Source organism: Xenorhabdus bovienii, from assembly GCF_024721015.1.
In the GTDB taxonomy this organism is placed as follows: Bacteria; Pseudomonadota; Gammaproteobacteria; order Enterobacterales; family Enterobacteriaceae; genus Xenorhabdus; species Xenorhabdus bovienii.
The window spans coordinates 1-17,511 of the sequence record NZ_JANAIF010000013.1; the positions used below are offsets into that span (position 1 = coordinate 1).

A 17,511-nucleotide genomic window follows, 5' to 3' on the forward strand; every position below is an offset into this window, starting at 1 on the left:
TGGATGGGATAATGGTTATATGCTGAAGGTTCTAACGGGAGGGTTTACGTCAGTATAATTTAGACCCGTTTGCCCTAGGTAGTTATTGATGCAACCGATATCGTCATACTGTTTTTTTGCTGAAAAAATTTTCAACTGGGATAAATCGCCTATTGATATTTCTGATACCAATCCGCATTATTCAGTAATCGGCAGAAGCCGTCACATTAAAAGGTAAAATAAACTGTATGGAATGGATCGCTGATCCTACGATATGGGCCGGTTTGGCCACACTTATCGTTTTAGAAATTGTTCTCGGAATTGACAACTTAATATTTATTGCCATTCTGGCAGACAAACTTCCTGAAAAACAGAGAGACAAAGCTCGCCTAACAGGTCTGACCTGTGCTCTGGTCATGAGATTGCTCCTGTTATTCAGTCTTTCTTGGCTTATTTCCCTGACAACTCCATTACTAACTTTATGGGATCATCCTTTCAGCGCCCGTGATTTAATTATGCTGATAGGGGGAATATTCTTGCTGTTCAAGGCCACAATGGAGTTAAATGAGCGGTTGGAAGGTAAAATGCTACATAACAACCAACAGCGCAAAGGTGCAAACTTTTGGGCAGTTGTTGTGCAGATTATCGTCTTAGATGCCGTCTTCTCGCTGGATTCTGTCATTACTGCCGTGGGTATGGTCAATCACATTGGCACCATGATGGCTGCTGTCATCATTGCCATGATCCTGATGATATGGGCCAGCAAGCCGCTGACGAAATTTGTTAATGCTCATCCGACCATTGTTATCCTGTGTCTCAGCTTTCTGCTGATGATCGGTTTCAGTCTGGTGGCTGAAGGCTTTGGCTATGTCATTCCAAAAGGCTATCTCTATGCCGCCATCGGCTTCTCAATTATGATCGAAGCGCTGAACCAGTTTTCCCAGTTCAATCGCCGTCGGTTCCTGAGTGCTTCCCGTTCCTTGCGCGAAAGAACCGCAGAGGCTGTACTTCACATTTTAAATGGCAAACGTGAAAACGCCGATCTGGACAATCACGCTTCCAATCTGATCGCAGACCATGAAGATCATAAAGCCGTCTTTGAACCGCAGGAACGTCATATGATCGCCCGTGTTCTCAGCATGGCGCAACGCACAGTCAGCAGTATCATGACCTCACGCCACGATGTGGTTTACCTCGATATCCATGCACCAACTGGAAAATTGACAACACTACTGGAAAAGCAACCGCATACACGAATTGTAGTAACGGATGAGCAAGCCAGTGACGAACCACTCGGCGTAGTGCATGTTATTGATATCCTCAACCAACAACTGACGCATAAGTCATTTGACTTACGGAAGCTCGTGCAACAGCCTCTGATCTTCCCTGAATCACTCTCTCTGCTTCAGGCGCTGGAGCAGTTCCGTCAGGCACAGACGCACTTCGCCTTTGTTGTTGATGAATTCGGTTCCGTTGAAGGTGTGGTCACAGTGACTGACGTGATGGAAACCATTACAGGCAACCTGCCTGCGGGGGGTGGAGAGATCGACGCCCGCCATGATATTCAGGTAACGGAAGAGGGATACTGGATCGCCAATGGATTTATGCCACTGGATGACCTTGTGCTCTATGTTCCATTGCCATTGGATGAAAAGCGCGAGTACCAGACACTGGCCGGCTTGTTGATGGAAGACCTGCAGCGTGTTCCACAACAAGGTGAGCAGTTACAGATCGGCGAATATCTGTTTGAACCGCTCGAAGTAATCAGCCACCGCATCAATAAAGTGAAAATCACGTCCCTGAAAACGGAAGAAAAGATAGAAGCATAATTCACTGCATTAAACCCATCACTAACTGACAAAAACCGACATAATGTCGGTTTTTTCAGCTCTGACAAATTTTATTGTATCGTTTTAACCTTTATTTTTAGATAATTTGTCTGAGCAGCTTCGCAGGTGCAATTGAATGTCTCATTTGACATTGCCTGCAAGATGTCTCTACGAACACACATTCACCCAGTTTATGACGCAGGCTGATTAAACCAGCGCCATAACTCAAACGGATATCACAAGGGGATGTGTGTCGTGGTAGGTAGTTTTGACACTGACCATTCTCCACGACAGGAAATTCACGCACAAGGTGTGCTATCCAGTGTTAATGAGCAGGTTTGATGATTTACTCATGGGCGGAGAAGTCACCACCGCCTTCATATTGCCCCAGGATCTTTTCAGCAAAATTTCCTGTGGCTGGGTTAGCAATACGTCTATTTATTGTTGATAAAATGAGGGTTTCATATGAGTACGAAATATTTTGCATTACTAACACATGTAGGCACTAGTAAACTGGAAAATGCTACGACATCGGGGACGAAACTTGAGATTACCCATATGGCCGTTGGTGACGGCGGTGGCAGCTTACCCATCCCAAACGTCAATCAATCCAAACTGATTAATGAAAAACATCGCGCTGAAATTGATGTACTGACCATTGATCCCAAAAAACCCAACCATATTATCGCCGAGCAGGTACTTCCTGAGGGTCAAGGTGGCTGGTGGATCCGTGAAATCGGCCTGTTTGACAAGGATGGAACGCTGGTTGCTGTCGGGAACTGCGCAGATCTCTACAAGCCTCAATTGCAAGAACAGACCGTTAGCATGGCGCTACCCGTCAGCAACTCAGATTGGCCGGGCTGGGTAAACGAGCTATTTTCTGGTCTGGCAACACGCAATTATGTGAGAGAGAAAATTAAAGATCATGCCGAAAGCCGCAATCACCCAGATGCAACATTGAAAGAGAAGGGTCTTGTCACTTTGAGTAACGCAGTAGATAGTGACAATGAAACTCATGCTGCAACATCAAAAGCGGTGAGAACAACCTATGCTCTGGCGACTAAAGCCTATGACTTGGCTAATGTAACCAAGCCTACCGACAAGTGGGTACCTTTGACCCGCAAAGTTAATGGCAAAGAGCTGTCATCGGATATCAATATTAATGCAGTTGATGTCGGTACCTATAACAAGGCTGAGATTGATATTCAAGTCAATAAAGCAGTAGAAACCGCTGGCAGCAAAGTCCCCTTGACCCGCAAAGTTAATGGCAAAGAGTTGTCATCCGATATCAATATTAATGCAGTTGATGTCGGTACCTATAACAAGGCTGAGATTGATACTCAAGTCAATAAAGCAGTAGAAACCGCTGACAGCAAGGTTCCCTTGACCCGCAAAGTCAATGGCAAAGAACTGAAAGAAGATATCGTACTCAGTGCGGCTGATCTCGATACCTATAAGAAAGATGAAATTGATCATAAAGTCGGCAAAGTTGAAGCTCTGGCTGAAACTGCCAATAAGAATGCAACCTCCGCAATTCAAAGCGCTGACAGTAAAGTGCCATTAATCCGCAAGGTGAATGGTAAAGAACTGTTAACAGACATTGAACTGACCGCACTTGATGTAAATGCCTACAACAGACCGGAAACCGACGAGCTTATCGGCATAGTTAAAAAACAGGCTGATACTGCTAACCAAAATGCGACTGCTGCCCTCCAAAGTGCTGACAGCAAAGTCCCCTTGACCCGCAAGGTAAATAACAAAGAACTGCTAACTGACATTGATCTGAACGCGGCGGATGTCGGTACTTATAACAAGTCGGAAATTGATGCTCATATCAACAAAGTTGAGCAATTGGCTGATACCGCCAATAAGAATGCGACTTCCGCTATTCAAAACGCTGACAGCAAAGTGCCATTAACCCGCAAGGTAAATGGCAAAGAACTGTTAACAGATATTGAACTAAACGCGACTGATATCGGTACCTATAACAAGGTGGAAATCAATGAGCATATCAGCAAAGTTGAGAAGCTAGCTGAAACCGCCAACCAGAATGCCACGACCGCGATCCAAAGTGCCGACAGCAAAGTGCCGTTAACCCGTAAAGTCAATGGCAAAGAACTGTCAGCCGATATTCAATTGAGCGCGGCGGATGTCGGTGCCTATACCAAAGTAGAAACGGACGACCGTATTAGTGACGTTAAAACTCAGGTTGATAATGTCAATAAGCTGGCTGAAACCGCCAACCAGAATGCCACGACCGCGATCCAAAGTGCCGACAACAAAGTGCCGTTAACCCGTAAAGTCAATGACAAAGAACTGGCAGCCGATATTAAACTGGACGCGGCGGATGTCGGTGCCTATACCAAAGAAGAAACTGACACGCATATCAATATCGTCAAAACTCAGGTTGATAATGTCAATAAACTGGCTGAAACCGCCAACCAGAATGCCACGACCGCGATTCAGAATGCCGACAGCAAAGTGCCGTTAACCCGTAAAGTCAATGGCAAAGAACTGTCAGCCGATATTCAACTGAGCGCAGCGGATGTCGGTGCCTATAGCCAGAAAGAAACTGACGATCATATCAATATCGTCAAAACTCAGGTTGATAATGTCAATAAACTGGCTGAAACCGCTAACCTGAACGCCACGACCGCGATTCAGAATGCCGACAGCAAAGTGCCGTTAACCCGTAAAGTCAATGACAAAGAACTGTCAACCGATATTAAACTGAATGCAGCGGATGTCGGTGCCTATACCAAAGAGGACACTGACGCTCATATCAAAGACGTCAAGGTTCTGGCGGAAACTGCCAACCAGAACGCCACCACCGCGATCCAACGTGCCGACAGTAAAGTGCCGTTAACCCGTAAAGTTAATGACAAAGAGCTGTCAGCTGATATTAAACTGAGCGCGGCGGATATCGGTGCCTATAGCCAGAAAGAAACTGACGATCATATCAATAACGTCAAAACTCAGGTTGATAATGTCAATAAACTGGCAGAAACTGCCAACCTGAACGCCACCACCGCGATCCAAAGTGCCGACAGCAAAGTGCCGTTAACCCGTAAAGTTAATGACAAAGAGCTGTCAGCCGATATTAAACTGGGCGCGGCGGATGTCGGTGCTTATACCAAAGAGGAAACTGACGCTCATATCAATAGCGTCAAAACTCAGGTTGATAATGTCAATAAGCTGGCGGAAACTGCCAACCAGAGCGCCACCACCGCGATCCAACGTGCTGACAGCAAAGTGCCATTAACCCGTAAAGTCAATGACAAAGAGCTGTCAGCCGATATTCAACTGAGCGCAGCGGATATCGGTGCCTATACCAAAGTAGAAACTGACGATCATATCAATAACGTCAAGGTTCTGGCGGAAACCGCCAACCAGAACGCCACGACCGCGATCCAAAGTGCCGACAGCAAAGTGCCGTTAACCCGTAAAGTTAATGACAAAGAGCTGTCAGTTGATATTAAACTGAATGCGGCGGATGTCGGTGCCTATACCAAAGAGGACACTGACGCCCATATCAAAGACGTCAAGGTTCTGGCGGAAACTGCCAACCAGAACGCCACCACCGCGATCCAAAATGCTGACAGCAAAGTGCCGTTAACCCGTAAAGTTAATGACAAAGAACTGTCAGCCGATATTAAACTGAGCGCGGCGGATATCGGGGCCTATAGCCAGAAAGAAACTGACGATCATATCAATAACGTCAAAACTCAGGTTGATAATGTCAATAAGCTGGCGGAAACTGCCAACCAGAATGCCACCACCGCGATCCAAAATGCCGACAGCAAAGTGCCGTCAACCCGTAAAGTCAATGGCAAAGAACTGTCAGCCGATATTCAACTGAGCGCAGCGGATGTCGGGGCCTATAGCCAGAAAGAAACTGACGACCGTATTAGTGATGTCAAAACTCAGGTTGATAATGTCAATAAACTGGCTGAAACCGCTAACCTGAACGCCACCACCGCGATCCAAAATGCCGACAGCAAAGTGCCGTTAACCCGTAAAGTTAATGACAAAGAACTGTCAGCCGATATTAAACTGAATGCGGCGGATGTCGGTGCCTATAGCCAGAAAGAAACTGACGATCATATCAATAACGTCAAGGTTCTGGCGGAAACTGCCAACCAGAACGCCACCACCGCGATCCAAAGTGCCGACAGCAAAGTGCCGTTAACCCGTAAAGTTAATGACAAAGAACTGTCAGCCGATATTCAACTGAGCGCGGCTGATGTCAATGCCTATAGTCAAAAAGAAACTGACGACCGTATTAGTGATGTCAAAACTCAGGTTGGTAATGTCAATAAGCTGGCGGAAACCGCCAACCAGAACGCTACCACCGCGATTCAGAATGCCGACAACAAAGTGCCATTAACCCGTAAAGTCAATGACAAAGAACTGTCAGTCGATATTAAACTGGACGCGGCGGATGTCGGTGCCTATACCAAAGTAGAAACTGACACGCATATCAATATCGTCAAAACTCAGGTTGATAATGTCAATAAACTGGCTGAAACCGCTAACCTGAACGCCACCACCGCGATTCAGAATGCCGACAGCAAAGTGCCGTTAACCCGTAAGGTCAATGGCAAAGAACTGTCAGCCGATATTCAACTGAGCGCGGCGGATATCGGGGCCTATAGCCAGAAAGAAACTGACGATCATATCAATATCGTCAAAACTCAGGTTGACAATGTCAATAAACTGGCTGAAACCGCCAACCAGAATGCCACCACCGCGATTCAAAGTGCCGACAGTAAAGTGCCATTAACCCGTAAAGTCAATGATAAAGAACTGTCAGTAGACATTAGACTGGGCGCAGCGGATGTCGGTGCCTATACCAAAGAGGACACTGACACGCATATCAATAACGTCAAAGTTCTGGCTGAAACCGCCAACCAGAATGCCACGACCGCGATCCAAAGTGCCGACAGCAAAGTGCCGTTAACTCGCAAAGTCAATGGCAAAGAGCTGTTAACTGACATTGAGCTGAGCGCGGCTGATATCGGTACCTATAACAAAACCGAAATCGATGAACGTATCAACAAAGTTGACAAACTGGCTGATACCGCCAATCAAAATGCCATTTCTGCCATCCAGAATGCCGACAGCAAAGTGCCAGTAACTCGCAAAGTGAACGGCAAGGAACTGTTAACAGATATTCAACTGACTGCGGATGATGTTGGTGCCTATAACAAGAAGGAAACCGATGATCGTATCAACATAGTTGATAAACTCGCTGATACTGCCAATAAGAATGCTATTTCTGCCATTCAAAATGTTGACAGCAAAGTGCCATTAACTCGCAAAGTGAACGGCAAAGAACTGTCAACAGATATTGAACTGACCGCGATTGATATCGATGTCTATAATAAAGCAGATGTCAACATTCTTTTCGAGGACGTTAAAGAACTGGCAAATAATGCAAATAACAATGCGGATAACAAAGTACCATTAACTCGTACAGTAAATGGTAAGTCGTTGTTAACAGACATTAAACTGCAAGCATCTGACCTCAATGTCTATAGCAAAGGAGAGGTTGATAGCCGCATCGAAGATGTTAAGGAACTGGCAAATAGCGCAAATAATAATGCGGATAGCCGAGTGCCGTTAACTCGTACAGTGAATGGCAAGGCGCTGTTATCGGACATTAAACTTATAGCATCTGATGTGGGCGCTTATACTAAAGCGGAAACTGATCTCCGTATCAGTAAAGTTGAAGACTTGGCTAAGAGCGCCAATAATAACGCCAGCGGCCGACTGGAGAAAGGCCAAAACGGGGCGGATATCCCAGACAAGAAAGCGTTTGTAAAAAATCTTGGCCTGTCCGATCTCATTGGGTTAGGTATAGAATCCCGTCGAGTCGGAACAGATGTCACCATAATCAAGCTTGGTGATATCATCAAGATCAACGGGCTTGCAATAGCTAGTGAACCGATTGGTGAAGTTAATTCATTCGTTATCGGTGGGATTACATACTATACCCACTACTACAAAATACAGCTACCAACCAGCTTGCCAAACGGCATAATTTCATGCCATGCAAGTATTGTCGGGAATAATTTTGATAATCAACAACCGGGTTACCTTGCTGATGTAAAAACACAGCGAAATAATCCAAATGGCGTGGGAGTGTCGAAAGATACATTGACAATATCTGTCACAACGCCACAGGTTGGCTGGGTGCCTCACTTCGATTATCAGGTTATAGGGTATTAACATACACTAGAAGTTTAGTCCTACCCCGTTATTTTGTAGTGAAGTCGTACCACTATAGAATTGGCATAAATCAGGTGATCGCCTCGGCGATCACCTTTAATATGCGGTAGTTTAGACCCAGTCTACCAGCCAAGCACATTTTCCTTTGCATCTCCCTACAAATAAACCAGCACCATAATCTCATTAGGTATGTTGAAAACTCATTTATTCAACAAATTCTCAAATTCCTTACGATCTTCAGCACGACTATTCTGTTCAATCCAATTTCTGATGGATTGTTTGGCTTTTTCCTGTAATTCATCACTCAGCAATGCTTCAACATTGAGCTTATATTGCAGGTTATCCCAATTACCATAAACCCGCAGGGGCACTTTTAATTTCTGTAGCTTACGCACAAATTCGTTTTGTTTTCCCCAGCCGCCTGTCAATTGCACCCACAACGACATATCGGTGTTTTGTTTCAGCAAATTCGCCTTGCCCTGCCCTGTGATATTTAACATGCCCGATATCGCAGAAAGGTTATCAACCTTAAGCTCACCTTGATTCAGTTGCGCTCTGACAGACATATTTTTTGCTTCGGTAAAATCATCAGTATTCTCTGGCTGATTAACTTGATCAGTCGCCCTCGAAAAAGACTGCTGAATAAGCTGAGGAATGTTCAATCCCTCCAAACGCGCATTTTCCAGGCCAATATTCAGATCACCCTGCCAGTAATGGGTAATAGCATATTCGTCATAGCCTTCCCCCAGAAGATCACCATCCAGCTCAAGTTGCCCACTGAATACCGGTGGCAGAGCCAGAGCCGTCAACAGTGGTTTCAGCTCTATATTTTGCAATAGCGGTTTAGTATGTAATTTAGCTGGGTTAACCGTGGCATCAATCGTCGTGGGGAGCGCAAAATGCCCACCAAATACATCGCCGCTTAATTTCAAGATTTCTGCCATTCCATCATTATTGACGGCTTTCAAGGCAAAATTATCAATATCCATGCCCTGATAAATAAACTTATCTGCCACAAACGAAAGATTGGCCTCAAATGCCTTCAGTAAACTCAGATCATAATTTGATAACGGTGAAACAGACGTCGCAATCACCGGTTTCAATAAACTGTTTTCAATTCGATAATCATGCCTTGCCTGCAAATCATTTTGCGGTAATGCATCCCATCCCAGCAGATTATCTAAATTCAGTTTTGGCGAACTCAGGTTGATGGTGTATTGTGGCTTATTTTGCAAATTAACAGCAATATTGCCGTTAAGTTCGCTTTCATTTACCGTCAACGCTAGTTTTTGCAGCGAAATGAATGAAGGAGATGATTGGTACGCCAAGCTAACGCTGCCTGTTCCTTTGATACCCTCAGACGGTAACCCGACTCCCTTCAGTTGATATTTGAGCGAACTGACATCAGCCGCCAAGCGCTGCGGATAATCAGAGATATCAACAGAAGTATTGAATTCGAATGCCAACTCCTGCTGGTTTTTATTGATCTTGCTGCTGAATTCAAGATTGACGTGATCCTGATCCCTACGCTCCATCAGGAAATTGATATCACGGATATTTAATTGGGAATCAGTATCGGTTTGCCAGACCAGTAAGCTATCCGCTACCTTGATTCTGGCAATATCCAGTTTCCAACCTTGACCCCCTGCCACCGGATATTGGATATCACTTTTCGGCGCAATCGGGGCTTCAGCCTGTTTCTGCGGCTGGCTGTCCGGCATAAATCGCAAAACTGCACCTTTCAGCATCACTTCTTTGACTACAAACTGGTGGGATAACAGCGGCAGTAATTCGACATCCAGACGCATGTTCTCTGCCACCACCGCAGGGATTTCGGCATCAGGGGCCGTCAGTGATATCTGCCCAGTCAAAATGCTCAGTTTTGGCCAGATATGCCAGCGCAAATCATCCTGTAACACGAGATGATAACCACTCTTCTTTTGTACCTGTTCGACTATGTAGCCACGAAAATCATTCGGATTAATCAGCACAACTAACGCAGCTAAACCAGCAACAATGACTACTAACAAAATAACGAGTGTCGTCAACAATCTTTTCATGACTTCCTCAGTCTCATGTCTACAAGATGAATACCTTCACCAGAAAAAATTAGTCCTCACTAATTCGGCTGCCTACAGCTCCCTGCTGATTTTTGTACTTGGCATCCTGACGTCGGTTGTAAGGGCGGTCAGCTGAACCCGAAAGGGGTTCAAAGCTCAGCGCCCCAATCACCATGCCTGGGCGCAACGCCAAAGGTAATTTGCCTGAGTTATAAAATTCCAAAACAATTTGACCATGCCAGCCTGGATCAATCCGGTGGGCAGTGACATGTACCATCAGGCCGAGGCGGGCAAGAGATGAACGCCCATCCAGCCAGCCAACCAAATTATCGGGCAGTGTGACCGATTCCAGCGTTACCGCCAGTGCAAGTTCGCCGGGATGGAGGAAAAAAACTTCTCCCTCCGGCAAAACGATTTCATCGCTCATGACACGATCAAGTGCTGCATTGACTTCAGCTTTGGGACCACTCAAATCAATGTAGGCAGCAGTATGACCACGAAAAACGCGAAACTGATTCCCAAGGCGCACATCAGCAGTTGCCCCATTTATACGTTCGATAGGGGGACGTGGGGTAATTACCAGTTTACCTTCATCAAGCCATTTAATAATGTCACGGTCACAGAGTCGCATTATTTCCTCTCAAATACGATGATGCTTATGAATGCCTGAATGGCAAATTATTCGTAAAATTGGCCAATCTTAGCTTTCAATATGTCGATAGCCACGCGGTTCTTCCCACCACGGGGAACAATAATATCGGCATATTGTTTTGATGGCTCGATAAATTGCAGGAACATTGGACGAACGGTTTTCTTATACTGTTCGATGACAGAATCCAATGTACGTCCACGCTCATTCACATCACGCTTAATGCGGCGCATCAGGCAGATATCCAATGGTGTATCTACAAAAATAGAGAAATCCATTTCCTGACGCAAACGCTTATCCGTTAATAGTAGGATACCTTCAAGGATGATGACGCGTTTTGGTTCAAAATGGATGGATTCGGTTTTGCGGGTATGAGCAACATAGTCATATTGAGGCAATTCAATGGATTTTCCGGCTTTCAATGCTTGGATATGTTCGAACAGTAAACTGTGATCCATTGAACTTGGATGATCGTAATTAACTTTATAACGTTCTTCCAGAGGAGTGTTTTTTTGGTCTTTATAATAGCAATCTTCTGGAATAACACCGATATTGTGATCACCAACCTGAGCCCGTAATTCTCTATAAAGTGTACTGGCAATAAGACTTTTGCCTGAGGCAGAGGCACCTGCAATACCTACGATTGTACACTTATGTGCTTCATCAGCCATAATAGAAGTAACCTGGTTAAAAAAGAAAAAATAAAGTGGGGACATAGCATTCAGTAACGCTATGTTTGGCGGATTATAGGGAGTTAATGACTTCTATTCCAGAGTAAACAAGATAAGTCTCGTTTTTTTCTATACGCCCCGCATAAAAATTCCGCGATTTCGCCTTGAAAAATGAAAAAATGGCCCTGTATAAACAGAGCCATTGATCGGCGATGCTGATATAGGCTTCATGAACCGATCACAGGCCAGATAGCGACAATACCAACAAAATCACACTAAAATACGGATGTAAATACTTATACCGTATTCGTAGCGAGGGATTACAATAACTGTTACTAATCAACAACGTTCCGTCGCATATCGACACGAAATTGCCTAACTCAAACTGCGCGGAAAGAAATTTCCGTAGGAATTTTCTCTCCCTGCCAGTACATCTGAGCAGAGATATTGGCGGCAATGTCACGGTAAATATCTGCCAATTCACTGCCAGGCTGGCTGATAACGGTCGGTTCGCCGCGATCAAGATCTTCACGCAGTGAGATATGCAACGGAATCTGCCCCAACAGTTGACAATGGTATTTTTCCGCCAGTTTCTCTGCACCACCCGTACCAAAAATCGGCTCCTGATGGCCACAGTTGCTGCATATGTGGATGCTCATGTTTTCAATAATGCCCAATACTGGCACATTGACTTTCTGGAACATGGCGATGCCTTTTATCGCATCGAGCAGAGCAATATCCTGCGGCGTTGTAATAACCAACGCGCCAGTCACCGGAATATTCTGGGACAGCGTTAACTGAATATCCCCTGTTCCCGGCGGCATATCGATGACCAGATAATCCAGATCCGGCCACAGTGTATCCTGTAACATCTGCATCAGAGCCTTGCTCGCCATTGGCCCGCGCCAGATCATCGCGTTGTCATCTGTGACAAGATAGCCGATGGAATTCGTCGCCATGCCGTGCACCATAATCGGCGCCATGTGCTGACCGTCAGGTGAGGTTGGGCGTTCTTGAGCTGTGCCAAGCATATTGGGCACGGACGGACCATAAATATCCGCATCCAGAATACCCACCTTTGCCCCTTCCTGCGCCAGCGCCAGCGCCAGATTCACCGCCGTGCTGGATTTCCCCACACCGCCTTTCCCTGAGCTGACCGCCAGAATATTGCGGACACCGTTGACGCCCTGCAGATTATTGGCACGGCGCAGAGTACAGATATCATGGGTAAGCCGCCAGTCAACAGATTTTGCTCCCGTAGCCGTTTGCAAAGATTGAGTCGTTTCTTCCTTCAGTTTTGCAAAAGCACGCTTCCAGACGAACGGCATCATTAATTCAATATGCAGTACCCCATCAAGCATGGCGCAATGATGCAATGCTTTCAGAGCTATCAAGTCTCGCTCTAAAGTCGGATGCTTGAACGTTGCCAGTATTTTCACAACGTGTTCTTTCAGCAGGTCAGGACTGGTCTGCTCGGGGGATTGTGAGTTCATCCCGGCTCCTTTTGATTTGTCTTTTTTTAACCGAAAACCGTTTTGTCCATCATAGCAGAAGCGGGCGGTTTGGGATAAGACCAAAATTGAAATCGACGCCGAATAGCGCCTTAAATAAAAGTAACGAAGATCTTGCGTTACCCTAGCGACAATGTTCTTGATCAGGTAACATCAAAAGCCCTTTTCAATATACGGAAGTCAGATCCTAACTATGTCTCAAGTCGCGAACAAATTATTGGTGACCTGTGCGTTGCCTTATGCTAACGGTCCCATTCATCTCGGTCATATCCTAGAACACATTCAGGCTGATATTTGGGTTCGTTATCATCGAATGCGCGGCAAAGAGGTTCACTTTATCTGCGCTGATGATGCCCACGGCACGCCAATTATGCTGAAAGCCCAGCAGAGTGGGATCTCGCCAGAAGAAATGATTACCAAAGTGAGCCTAGAGCATCAGCAGGATTTTGCCGGCTTTGCCATCAGCTACGATAACTACCACTCTACGCACAGCGAAGAGAATAAAGAGCTTGCCACCAAAATTTATCTGGAACTGAAAAAGAACGGTCACATCAAGAACCGGAAGATTTCTCAACTGTACGATCCAGAAAAAGGCATGTTCCTGCCAGACCGTTTCGTCAAAGGTGCCTGCCCGAAATGTAAGGCCGAAGATCAGTATGGCGATAACTGTGAAGTCTGCGGAACCACTTACAGCCCAACGGAATTGATTAATCCTCGTTCGGCAGTATCCGGTGCGACGCCAGAAATGCGCGATACGGAGCACTTCTTCTTTGATCTACCTGCTTTCAGCGACATGCTGCAAAAATGGACGCGTTCCGGCAGCTTGCAAGAGCAAGTCGCAAACAAAATGCAGGAATGGTTTGACTCAGGTCTGCAACAGTGGGATATCACCCGTGATGCACCTTATTTCGGTTTCGAAATTCCTGACGAACCAGGCAAATTTTTCTATGTCTGGCTGGATGCGCCAATTGGTTACATGGGGTCGTTCCAAAACCTGTGCAGCAAACGTGATGACCTGAATTTCGACGAATTTTGGTCGAAAGATTCCGAAGCCGATCTCTACCACTTCATCGGTAAAGATATCGTTTATTTCCATAGCCTGTTCTGGCCAGCCATGTTGGAAGGCAGCAACTATCGCAAGCCGACCAATCTGTTCGTTCACGGCTATATCACGGTTAACGGCACGAAGATGTCCAAGTCGCGCGGGACGTTTATCAAGGCTGAAACGTACCTGAAGCACCTTGATGCAGATTGCCTGCGTTATTACTATGCTGCGAAGCTCTCCTCCCGTATTGATGACATCGATCTCAATCTGGAAGATTTCATTCAGCGCGTTAACAGCGATATCGTGAACAAAGTAGTTAACCTTGCTTCACGTAACGCAGGTTTTATCAATAAACGTTTTGCGGGCAAATTGGCTGACCAACTTGCTGATCCTGCTCTGTACCAGCAATTTGTTGATGCGGCTGAAGGTATTGCAGAAGATTTCACCAACCGTGAATTCAGCAAAGCTATCCGTGAAATCATGGCACTAGCCGATTTGGCAAACCGCTACGTTGACGAACAGGCACCGTGGGTTGTTGCCAAGCAAGAAGGTCGGGATGCCGATCTGCAAGCCATCTGCTCAATGGGTATCAACCTGTTCCGCGTTCTGATGACTTACCTGAAACCGGTTCTTCCAAGCCTGACTGACCGTACAGAAGCGTTCTTGAATACCGAACTGACTTGGGATGGCATCCGACAACCATTGCTTAACCATGAAGTTTCACCATTTAAGGCACTATTTAACCGTATCGAGATGGCAAAAGTTGACGCTATGGTGGCTGACTCCAAAGAAAGCATCGAGCCACAAAAAACCCTGACAGGCCCACTGGCCGATGATCCCATTCAGGACACCATCGCATTTGATGATTTTGCCAAGGTTGACCTGCGTATCGCACTGATCAAGCAAGCTGATTTTGTCGAAGGTTCAGATAAGCTGCTGAAACTGACCCTTGATCTTGGTAGTGAAACGCGTCAAGTCTTCTCCGGTATCCGTTCAGCCTATCCAGATCCAAAAGCGCTGGAGAACCGTCTGACAGTGATGGTAGCCAACCTCGCACCACGTAAGATGCGTTTTGGCATTTCTGAAGGCATGGTAATGGCGGCTGGCCCTGGCGGAAAAGAGATTTTCCTGTTAAGCCCAGACAGCGGTGCACAGCCGGGAATGCAGGTTAAATAACCATCAGATACCTTGTGAAATTAAGGTATAATGATAAACAACAAAGCGGGCTCAAAAAAGAGTCCGCTTTTTAATGTGACGTATGGCACATTTACAGAGTTAGTCGTATGATAAAACCCTCGTTATATTGAGGAATTATGTTTATGTCTTTCCGAAACATGCTGGTGATAGGCTGGCAATACCTGCGTGCATTCGTGCTGCTCTATTTGTGCCTCATCGCAGGAAATATCATTTCAGCACTACTTCCCTTCTCTCTCCCCGGCAGCATTATTGGCTTACTTCTTCTGTTTTGTTTACTTGCATTCCAGCTTATTCCTGCATATTGGGTGAAACCGGGCTGTAGCCTGTTGATGAAAAACATGACATTGCTGTTTTTACCTATCGGGGTGGGTGTTATGGATTATTACCCGCAACTTAGCCAGCAAATGTTCCCGATTGTTCTCTCCTGTATCGTCAGTACAGTAATTGTCATGATTGTCGTTGCTTACAGTTCCCATTATGTCCATCGCGAACGCATCATTATTGGCGCTCAACGAAAAGAACCCGATCTCAGCTCCCCGCCATCACAACAATCGGACAAAAGATAAAAATGTTAAGCCATATCTGGTGGTCACTGCCATTAACACTGCTCGTATTTTATTGCGCCAAAAAATTGTCACGGCAACTCAAACTTCCCATCTTTAATCCATTGTTGCTATCGATGGCCGTTATCATTCCTTTGCTACTGATGACTCACACCCCCTATGAGCACTATTTTACCGGTAGCAGGATCTTAAACGACTTACTGCAACCCGCCGTTGTCGCATTGGCCTTCCCTCTTTATGAGCAGCTCCATCAAATCCGCGCTCAATGGAAATCCATTATTAGCATCTGTTTTATCGGTAGTATTGTCGCGATGGTGACAGGTACAGCTATCGCGTTATGGGCGGGAGCCAGCCCTGAGATCGCTGCCTCTGTGCTGCCCAAATCCGTCACAACACCAATTGCCATGGCCGTTGCGGATTCCGTTGGCGGAATTCCGGCTATCAGTGCAGCCTGCGTAATTACTGTCGGTATTTTGGGCGCGATCTTTGGTCATAATTTGTTCAATCTTCTAGAAATAAAAACGTCGGCTTCAAGAGGATTAGCCATGGGAACGGCATCCCACGCCGTGGGTACTGCACGCTGTGCCGAACTCGATCATATTGAAGGTGCATACAGTTCTTTGGCGCTGATGACCTGCGGCATTATCACCTCATTAATGGCACCTTTTTTATTTCCTGTACTGCTTCATCTATTTGGCTAATATTTTGCTAGTTAGCAGCTCGTGATCAAACGGTGAAAAATTCATAAAAATAGTAAAAATTTGATATAAGTTACTAAAATAATGTATCTATTACACTCATTTCACTGATTATATGGCGTTTATCACATTACAAACCTGAGCAGACATCCTAGAATGACCTTCAATTAATTTGGAGATCATTCTATGCAAGCTCGTTTTCACGCTATTTGGTCAGAAATTACCCCTAAACTGCAAGAAGCCCTGTTACCCTATATCGGCAATGACGATTTTCCAGCGATGCTGACCGCAGAGCAGGTTGAATCAATCAGGCAAATCTGCGGTTTTGATGATCATGCGCTGGCACTTGCTCTATTACCACTTGCAGCGGCCTGTGCCATTACACCTATCTCGCATTTTTACGTCGGGGCAATCGCACGGGGAGAAAGTGGCAACCTTTATTTTGGTGCCAACATGGAATTTGCTGGAGTCCCCTTGCAGCAAACCGTTCATGCCGAGCAATCAGCCATCACCCATGCTTGGCTGCGCGGTGAAAAAAAGCTGGTTTCCATCACCGTCAATTATTCGCCTTGTGGGCACTGCCGCCAGTTCATGAATGAATTGAACAGTGGAACACAATTGGAAGTCTGTTTACCCAACCGCCCACGATTGACGCTGGCTGACTACCTGCCGGAAGCCTTCGGCCCACGCGATTTGCTGGACGCACCATTACTGCTGGATACCGTCAATCACGGCTACCAATTGGATACCTGTGACGCATTAGTGCTGGCAGCACTGGATGCAGCAAACCAAAGTCATGCTCCTTACAGCCAATCCCATGCCGGTATCGCGCTGCTGGATGAACAAGATCAGGTTTATACCGGCCGCTATGCGGAAAATGCCGCATTTAACCCAAGCCTACCACCTTTACAGGCAGCCCTGATCTTAATGAATATGTCTGGTGGCAATTGTCAGTCCATCAAACGGGCAATACTAGTGGAAGGAAAAAATAGCCATCTATCCCAATCAAACGCGACCGAATCCACATTAACTGCCCTCGGTTGCACCAAAATAGAATGCCATAGATTTTGACTACCCA

The 17,511-nt window shown here is 45.9% G+C and carries 10 protein-coding genes; 6 read left to right on the forward strand and 4 right to left on the reverse strand.

All coding sequences use genetic code 11. From position 1 onward, the window contains the following. The first annotated feature begins 227 nt into the window (after positions 1-227). Entirely contained in the window at positions 228-1,808 is a 1,581-nt protein-coding gene (locus tag NXS07_RS05545) for a TerC family protein (protein ID WP_038191812.1), read from the forward strand. Between the two features lie 465 nt (positions 1,809-2,273). Further along, the gene (locus tag NXS07_RS05550; RefSeq protein WP_258086335.1) at positions 2,274-8,039 is read left to right on the forward strand and encodes a phage tail protein; all 5,766 of its coding nucleotides are present in this window, start codon (positions 2,274-2,276) and stop codon (positions 8,037-8,039) included. Between the two features lie 200 nt (positions 8,040-8,239). On the opposite strand, the gene asmA is transcribed toward NXS07_RS05550, so the two are convergent. The 4 genes from asmA to apbC form a co-directional block, all read right to left on the reverse strand. Then, positions 8,240-10,099 (reverse strand): outer membrane assembly protein AsmA, encoded by a 1,860-nt coding sequence (gene asmA, locus NXS07_RS05555; protein WP_038203893.1) that lies wholly within the window; start codon positions 10,097-10,099, stop codon positions 8,240-8,242. 49 nt (positions 10,100-10,148) lie between these two features. Beyond that, positions 10,149-10,730, reverse strand: coding sequence for a dCTP deaminase (dcd, locus tag NXS07_RS05560; RefSeq protein WP_038197135.1), 582 nt, complete (start codon positions 10,728-10,730; stop codon positions 10,149-10,151). A 47-nt stretch (positions 10,731-10,777) separates the two neighbouring features. Then, positions 10,778-11,419, reverse strand: coding sequence for a uridine kinase (udk, locus tag NXS07_RS05565; protein WP_038203897.1), 642 nt, complete (start codon positions 11,417-11,419; stop codon positions 10,778-10,780). 380 nt (positions 11,420-11,799) lie between these two features. Further along, on the reverse strand, positions 11,800-12,912 hold the full coding sequence (apbC, locus tag NXS07_RS05570) for an iron-sulfur cluster carrier protein ApbC (RefSeq protein ID WP_038197134.1): 1,113 nt from the start codon (positions 12,910-12,912) through the stop codon (positions 11,800-11,802). Between the two features lie 211 nt (positions 12,913-13,123). Here apbC and metG point away from each other — a divergent pair, with 211 nt between their 5' ends. The 4 genes from metG (at position 13,124) to cdd (ending at position 17,504) form a co-directional block, all read left to right on the forward strand. Then, entirely contained in the window at positions 13,124-15,151 is a 2,028-nt protein-coding gene (metG, locus tag NXS07_RS05575) for a methionine--tRNA ligase (protein WP_046337224.1), read from the forward strand. Between the two features lie 143 nt (positions 15,152-15,294). Then, positions 15,295-15,738, forward strand: coding sequence for a CidA/LrgA family protein (locus NXS07_RS05580; protein WP_046337225.1), 444 nt, complete (start codon positions 15,295-15,297; stop codon positions 15,736-15,738). Positions 15,739-15,740: 2 nt separating this feature from the next. Next, positions 15,741-16,436, forward strand: coding sequence for a CidB/LrgB family autolysis modulator (locus NXS07_RS05585; RefSeq protein ID WP_038187986.1), 696 nt, complete (start codon positions 15,741-15,743; stop codon positions 16,434-16,436). Positions 16,437-16,619: 183 nt separating this feature from the next. After that, positions 16,620-17,504, forward strand: a complete 885-nt coding sequence (gene cdd / locus NXS07_RS05590; protein WP_038218544.1) for a cytidine deaminase — start codon at positions 16,620-16,622, stop codon at positions 17,502-17,504. Positions 17,505-17,511: the final 7 nt, after the last annotated feature.

Excerpts from the sequence above, each read along its gene's own strand:
- NXS07_RS05545 (WP_038191812.1), top strand. The coding sequence starts at position 228 with ATGGAATGGATCGCTGATCCTACGATATGGGCCGGTTTGGCCACACTT.
- NXS07_RS05550 (WP_258086335.1), top strand. The coding sequence starts at position 2,274 with ATGAGTACGAAATATTTTGCATTACTAACACATGTAGGCACTAGTAAA.
- asmA (WP_038203893.1), bottom strand. The coding sequence starts at position 10,099 with ATGAAAAGATTGTTGACGACACTCGTTATTTTGTTAGTAGTCATTGTT.
- dcd (WP_038197135.1), bottom strand. The coding sequence starts at position 10,730 with ATGCGACTCTGTGACCGTGACATTATTAAATGGCTTGATGAAGGTAAA.
- udk (WP_038203897.1), bottom strand. The coding sequence starts at position 11,419 with ATGGCTGATGAAGCACATAAGTGTACAATCGTAGGTATTGCAGGTGCC.
- apbC (WP_038197134.1), bottom strand. The coding sequence starts at position 12,912 with ATGAACTCACAATCCCCCGAGCAGACCAGTCCTGACCTGCTGAAAGAA.
- metG (WP_046337224.1), top strand. The coding sequence starts at position 13,124 with ATGTCTCAAGTCGCGAACAAATTATTGGTGACCTGTGCGTTGCCTTAT.
- NXS07_RS05580 (WP_046337225.1), top strand. The coding sequence starts at position 15,295 with ATGTCTTTCCGAAACATGCTGGTGATAGGCTGGCAATACCTGCGTGCA.
- NXS07_RS05585 (WP_038187986.1), top strand. The coding sequence starts at position 15,741 with ATGTTAAGCCATATCTGGTGGTCACTGCCATTAACACTGCTCGTATTT.
- cdd (WP_038218544.1), top strand. The coding sequence starts at position 16,620 with ATGCAAGCTCGTTTTCACGCTATTTGGTCAGAAATTACCCCTAAACTG.